Raw genomic sequence first — 6,000 nt, 5'->3', positions numbered from 1 at the left:
ACCCCACCGCGGCCGATTCGGCTCATGAGTCGCCGTCATTCCGGGGCGCCGCGCAGCGGCGAACCCGGAATCTCGACGTGCAAGGACAAGAGGTGCCCCACGATCTCGGGATTCCGGGTTCGCAGGCTGCGCCTGCGCCCCGGAATGACTTGCCTGGAAGGGGCCGCGCTCGGGGCGACGCCGTTCTTCAAACGAAGAGCGTCGTGTCGCTCCGCCTCACACGATCCGGCTGTTCTTGCTGCCCCAATATTTGTCGCGCAGCAGGCGCTTGTAGAGTTTGCCGGTGGGGAGCCGCGGCATTTCGTCGGTGAAATCGATCGAGCGCGGCACCTTCTGGCGCGACAGCGATTGGGCGCAGAACGTCAGCAGTTCCTGCTCCAGCTCGGCCCCGGCGGCGACGCCCTCGACCGGCTGCACCACCGCCTTGACCTCCTCGCCGAGATCCTCGTTCGGCACGCCGAACACGGCGGCGTCCGCGACCTTCGGATGGGTGATCAAGAGGTTCTCGCACTCCTGCGGATAGATGTTCACCCCGCCCGAGATGATCATGAAGGTGGCGCGGTCGGTGAGGTGCAGATAGCCGTCGTCGTCGACATAGCCGACGTCGCCGACGGTGCTCATGCTGCCGTCTTCCGAGCGGGCTTCCTGGGTCTTCTTCGGGTCGTTGAAGTACTCGAATGGCGTCGCGGTCTTGAACCAGATTTGACCGGGCGTGCCTTTTGGGCATGGCTTCATGCCGTCGTCGAGAATGTGCAGATCGCCGAACATCACCTTGCCGACCGTGCCGCGATGCGCCAGCCATTCGGCGCTGTTGCAGGCGGTGAAGCCGAGGCCTTCGGTGGCGCCGTAATATTCGTGGATGATCGGTCCCCACCATTCGATCATCTGTTCCTTCACCTGCGGCGGGCAAGGCGCAGCGGCATGGATCGCGACCTCCAGGCTCGACAGATCGTATTTCTTGCGGACCTCCTCGGGCAGCTTCAGCATCCGCGAGAACATCGTCGGCACGAGCTGGCTGTGGGTCACCTTGTATTTCTCGACCAGCGCCAGGTACTGCTCCGGATCGAAGTGCTCCATGATGATCACGGTGCCGCCGATGCGGATGGTGAGGCCGACTGCAGCCTGCGGCGCCGAGTGATACAGCGGCGCGGGCGACAGATAGATCATGCCGTCGCGATACTTCCACAGCATGTTGAGGAAGTGGAACAGCGGCAGCGGTTCGGACGGCGGCTGCTCCGGCAGTGGCCGGATAATGCCCTTCGGCCGCCCGGTGGTGCCGGACGAATACAGCATCGCGGTGCCGAGGCTTTCGTCGGCGATCGGCGTGTCCGGCAGGTTTTTGGTCGCTTCGGAAAGCCCGACGATCCGCTCGCTCTCGCCGTCACCGTCGACCACAACGCACAGCGTGACGTTGGGACACTCCTTCAGCGCCTCGCGGGCGACGTCGAGCTTGGCTTTCGAGGTGATCAGCGCGCGCGATTCGCTGTTGGTCAGGATGTAGGCGAGCTCGGCGGGCGTCAGGTAGGAGTTGACGCAGGTGTAGTAATAGCCGCTGCGCTCGCCGGCGGCGCACGCCTCGATGTAGTGGTTGTTGTTCTCCATGAAGATCGAAAAATGGTCGAGCCGCTGCAGGCTGTGATCGCGCAGCAGATGCGCCAGACGGTTGCTGCGAGCCTCGAGCTCGGCATAGCTCACCGTCTCTCCGGTCGCAGCCATGATGAAGGCGGGGTGGTCGGGGCGGGTCTTCGCGAACTGGCCGGGATACATTGTGCTCCTCGTGCTGATGCGTGCCTGAGTTTCTGATTTTCCGTTGTCATTGCGAGGAGCGAAGCGACGAAGCAATCCACCGACGTGCACTGGGCTCCTGGATTGCTTCGCTACGCTCGCAATGACGCTCTCATCGTTGTTAGTCCCTCTAAAGCAAGTGCGTCTTCACGCCGCGAGCTCCAGGATCTCGCGGACCTGCGCCGGTCCTTCGATCGGGCGCGGATTGCGTGGCACCCATGGGGTGCCCATGGCCTGGGTGGCGATCCGCTCGAAATGCTCGGGCCCGACGTTCACGTCGCGCAAGCTGCGCGGCATGCCGAGCACCCGGATCAGCGCGTCGAGCACGTCGCCGGCGTCTTCGCCGGGATGTCCCATCGCGGCGGCAACCAGCGCCTGGCGATCGCGGTTGGCGGACTTGTTCCAGCGCATCACCGCCGGCAGCATGATGCAGGAGGTGTGGCCGTGCGGCACGTCGAACACCGCGCCGAGCACGTAGCCGATGCCGTGGCTGGCCCCCATCGGCACGCCGGACGACAGCGCGCCCATCGATAGCCAGGTGCCGATCTGACAATCGAGCCGGGCTTCGAGGTCGGTCGGATCGGCTTTCACCCGCGGCAGCCCTGCGGCGAGCATCGAAAGGCCGCGCAGCGCCTGGGCGTCACCGTAGGGGTGCGCCTCGCGCGAGCAGATCGCTTCGACGCAGTGGTCGACCGCCCGGATGCCGGTCGACAGAAACAGCCATTCGGGCGTGTGCAGGGTGATGGCCGGATCGAGGATCGCGGCGCGCGGCATCGTCAGCGGATGCGCCAGCCTCTCCTTCACCCTGGTGGCTTCGTTGGTGACGCCCGCGATGGCACTGAATTCGCCGCCCGAGATCGTGGTCGGGACGCTGATCTGACGGACTTTGGGCGCGACCGGCGCGTTGATGTTGCGGACGCGGTCGATCTCGGCGGCGCTCGAGATGTCGTTGGCGAGGCAGATCTGCACCGCCTTGGCGGCGTCGGTGATCGAGCCGCCGCCGACGGTGACGATGATATCGGCCTGGATGGCGCGGGCCTGTTCGGTGGCCGCGATCACTGCGGCGCGCGGCGTATGTGCCGGCATTGCGTCGAACACCCCGGCGCAGCGGCCGCCGAGCGCGTCCTTGATCTTGGCGATTTCATCGGTGGTGCGGTTCAGCGTGCCCGACACCATCAGCAGCGCGCGCTGCGCGCCGATGCGGTCGAGCTGAGCGGCGAGCGCTTCCGCCGCCGGCTGACCGTAGACGACCTCCTCCATGGCGCCGAACACGACGCGTCCAGTCATCACGTTGTTTCTCTCCCATTGGCCGCTTTTGCGTGGCCTTAGCGATGATCCTAATCCGATCGTCGCAGGTTCGGGAACAGGAAAATTCGTCGCGGCGGCGGCGCGTCATGGGCGTGTCCGACAACACGGTAAGATAAGACGTTTGGCTGATCCGCCGCCGTAAGGGGTTGTCGCTGCCCCGCCCGCATGTTGAATGCGGCGGCAGATTTTGTTGTGACGCGTTTTCTTCACGCGAACCGGTGACCACTTCGCTCGAAAACGCTTTCGTCGGGGAGACAGTCCATGACTAAGGCCGTGCTCGGCATTATCGGCGGCTCCGGGATCTATGATTTGCCCGGGCTGGAAGACGTCCGAGAGGAAGCGATCGAGAGCCCGTGGGGCCAGCCGTCTTCCGCGGTGCGGCGCGGCAATATCGCCGGCCTGCCGATCGTGTTCATGCCGCGCCACGACAAGGGCCACCGGCTGTCGCCCTCCGACATCAACTACCGCGCCAATATCGACGTGTTGAAGCGCGCCGGCGTCACAGACCTGATCTCGCTGTCGGCCTGCGGCTCGTTCAAGGAAGAGCTGCCGCCCGGCACCTTCGTGCTGGTCGATCAGTTCGTCGACCGTACCTACAAGCGCGAAAGCTCGTTCTTCGGCAAAGGCTGCGTCGCCCACGTCTCGATGGCGCACCCGGTGAGCCCGCGGCTGCGCATCCACCTTGCGGCGGCGGCGGAGGCCGAAGGCATTCCGGTGGCGCGCGGCGGCACCTACCTCTGCATGGAAGGGCCGCAGTTCTCCAGCTACGCAGAGAGCATGACCTACAAGCAGCTCGGCTATTCGGTGATCGGCATGACCAACATGCCGGAGGCCAAGCTCGCCCGTGAGGCGGAAATCTGCTACGCGACGGTGGCGATGGTCACCGATTTCGACTGCTGGCACCCGGACCACGACGCGGTGACGGTGCAGGACATCGTCCGCGTTCTGACCTCCAATGCCGAGAAGGCCAAGAGCCTGGTGGCGCGGCTGGCGCAGGACTTCCCGCGCGAGCACGAGGAATGCCCGATCGGCTCCGACCGCGCCCTCGATGCCGCCTTCATCACCGCCCCCGAAGCGCGCGATCCGGAACTGCTGAAGAAGCTGGACGCGGTGGCAGGGCGGGTTCTGAAGGCGTAAACCGCGTCATGGCGAGGAGCGGAAGCGACGACGCAATCCAGTGCTCGTGCGTGAACTTCTGGATTGTTTCGCTTCGCTCGCAATGACGGATTCCATGTTAGCGAGGCACCATGAAAGTCGACGGCAAGCACACCCGCACGATCTGGCTCGAGGCTGACGGCTGGACCGTCGGCACCATCGATCAGCGCCGGCTGCCGCACGACTACGTGGTGGTGAAGCTGACCAGCTCCGATGACGCGGCCGATGCGATCCGCACCATGCTGGTGCGCGGCGCGCCGCTGATCGGTGCCACTGCGGCCTACGGCATGGCGCTGGCGATGCGCGAGGATGCCTCCGACGCCGGGCTCGCTGCCGCCTACGCCAAGCTGGTCGCAACCCGGCCGACCGCCATCAATCTGAAATGGGCGCTCGACGAGATGCGCCGCGCGCTCGCTCCTGTGCAGCCGGCGGATCGCGTCGCGGCAGCGTATCGGCGTGCCGGTGAGATCGCCGATGAAGACGTCGCGATCAATCAGGCGATCGGCGCCAGCGGCCTGAAGCTGATCGAGGCGATTGCGGCGACCAAGAAGCCAGGCGAGCGGGTCAACGTGCTGACCCATTGCAACGCCGGCTGGCTCGCGACCGTCGATTGGGGCACCGCGACCGCGCCGATCTATCAGGCGTTCGATGCAGGTATTCCGATCCATGTGTATGCCGACGAGACCCGTCCGCGGAATCAGGGCGCGTCGCTGACCGCCTGGGAACTCGGCCATCACGGCGTCGACCACACCGTGATTCCGGACAATACCGGCGGCCATCTGATGCAGCACGGACTGGTCGATCTCGTGATCGTCGGCACCGACCGCGTCACCGCCGATGGCGATGTCTGCAACAAGATCGGCACCTATCTGAAAGCGCTGGCGGCGGCCGACAACAAGGTGCCGTTCTATGTCGCGCTGCCGTCGCCGACGATCGACTTCACCATCCACGACGGCGTGACGGAGATCCCGATCGAGCAGCGCGAGGCCGCGGAGGTGACCGATATGACCGGCCGTACCAGTGACGGCCGGATCGAGACGGTGCGGATCGTGCCGCAGGGGTCAAAGGTCGCCAATTACGGCTTCGACGTCACCCCGGCGCGCCTCGTCACCGGGCTGATCACCGAGCGCGGCGTGCTGAAAGCCGACCGTGCCGCGCTGGCCTCGGCCTTCCCGGAGCGGGTGGCGCAGGCCATGGAACTCCTGCGGGCGTCCTGAGTTCGGTACAATGCGGCCGCTCGGCCGCAGCACGGGGCAGCGCGGCGGTATTGCCGCGTCGAAACGGCGTGGCGCGCGGCCGATCGCCGCGTAACCCTGTGGAAACGCTCTCGCGCTCGCCACCTTTGTGGCTATGCTGGATTCGCGCCGGAGCCGACCCGCGCGCGCCCCAAGGACACGCATCATGACCGATCAATCCAGGCCGCCGGAGCGGCCGCGCTATGAGCCGGAGATCATTCCGCCCGGACAGACCCACGATCCGATGGGGACGCGGATCTTCATCGACCAGAACACCACCGAGCACGTCTTCGTCGGCAAAGTCGGTCCGCTCGGGCTGTTTTTGATGGCGCTGGCGATCGGGGCGGTGATCGCCGTGGTGTTGGTGCTGCTGCTCGGGGCGTTCCTGCTGTGGATTCCGGTGGTCGGCCTGCTGATCGCCGCCGGTCTGGTCGCCGGCGTGCTGCGACCGTTGTTTTCGCGACACGGCTGAGAGCGACGCCGTTTCGTTTTGATCATTGTCAGCGAGCGGTCAGCG

Annotated in this window: 5 protein-coding genes; 3 read left to right on the top strand and 2 right to left on the bottom strand. The window is 65.7% G+C overall.

What is annotated here, in order from left to right; translation table 11 throughout:
* Nucleotides 1-216 precede the first annotated feature (216 nt).
* Both DY468_RS01950 and DY468_RS01945 read right to left on the bottom strand, forming a co-directional pair.
* Nucleotides 217-1,767: an AMP-binding protein gene (locus DY468_RS01950; protein WP_164601873.1), complete on the bottom strand. Its 1,551-nt coding sequence runs from the start codon at nt 1,765-1,767 to the stop codon at nt 217-219.
* Between the two features lie 165 nt (nt 1,768-1,932).
* Nucleotides 1,933-3,075, bottom strand: a complete 1,143-nt coding sequence (locus tag DY468_RS01945; RefSeq protein WP_349644230.1) for an iron-containing alcohol dehydrogenase — start codon at nt 3,073-3,075, stop codon at nt 1,933-1,935.
* Between the two features lie 279 nt (nt 3,076-3,354).
* Between DY468_RS01945 and DY468_RS01940 the strand changes: the two genes are divergently transcribed.
* The 3 genes from DY468_RS01940 to DY468_RS01930 all read left to right on the top strand — a co-directional run bounded on the left by DY468_RS01940 (nt 3,355) and on the right by DY468_RS01930 (nt 5,955).
* Nucleotides 3,355-4,230: an S-methyl-5'-thioadenosine phosphorylase gene (locus DY468_RS01940; RefSeq protein ID WP_164601869.1), complete on the top strand. Its 876-nt coding sequence runs from the start codon at nt 3,355-3,357 to the stop codon at nt 4,228-4,230.
* A 110-nt stretch (nt 4,231-4,340) separates the two neighbouring features.
* Nucleotides 4,341-5,465 (top strand): S-methyl-5-thioribose-1-phosphate isomerase, encoded by a 1,125-nt coding sequence (gene mtnA / locus DY468_RS01935; RefSeq protein ID WP_164601867.1) that lies wholly within the window; start codon nt 4,341-4,343, stop codon nt 5,463-5,465.
* 184 nt (nt 5,466-5,649) lie between these two features.
* Nucleotides 5,650-5,955 (top strand): hypothetical protein, encoded by a 306-nt coding sequence (locus tag DY468_RS01930; RefSeq protein ID WP_164601865.1) that lies wholly within the window; start codon nt 5,650-5,652, stop codon nt 5,953-5,955.
* The last annotated feature ends 45 nt before the right edge of the window (nt 5,956-6,000 follow it).

This window comes from Rhodopseudomonas sp. BR0M22 (assembly GCF_010907035.1).
GTDB lineage: Bacteria > Pseudomonadota > Alphaproteobacteria > Rhizobiales > Xanthobacteraceae > Rhodopseudomonas.
This window is presented reverse-complemented; position numbering and strand designations above follow the sequence as displayed.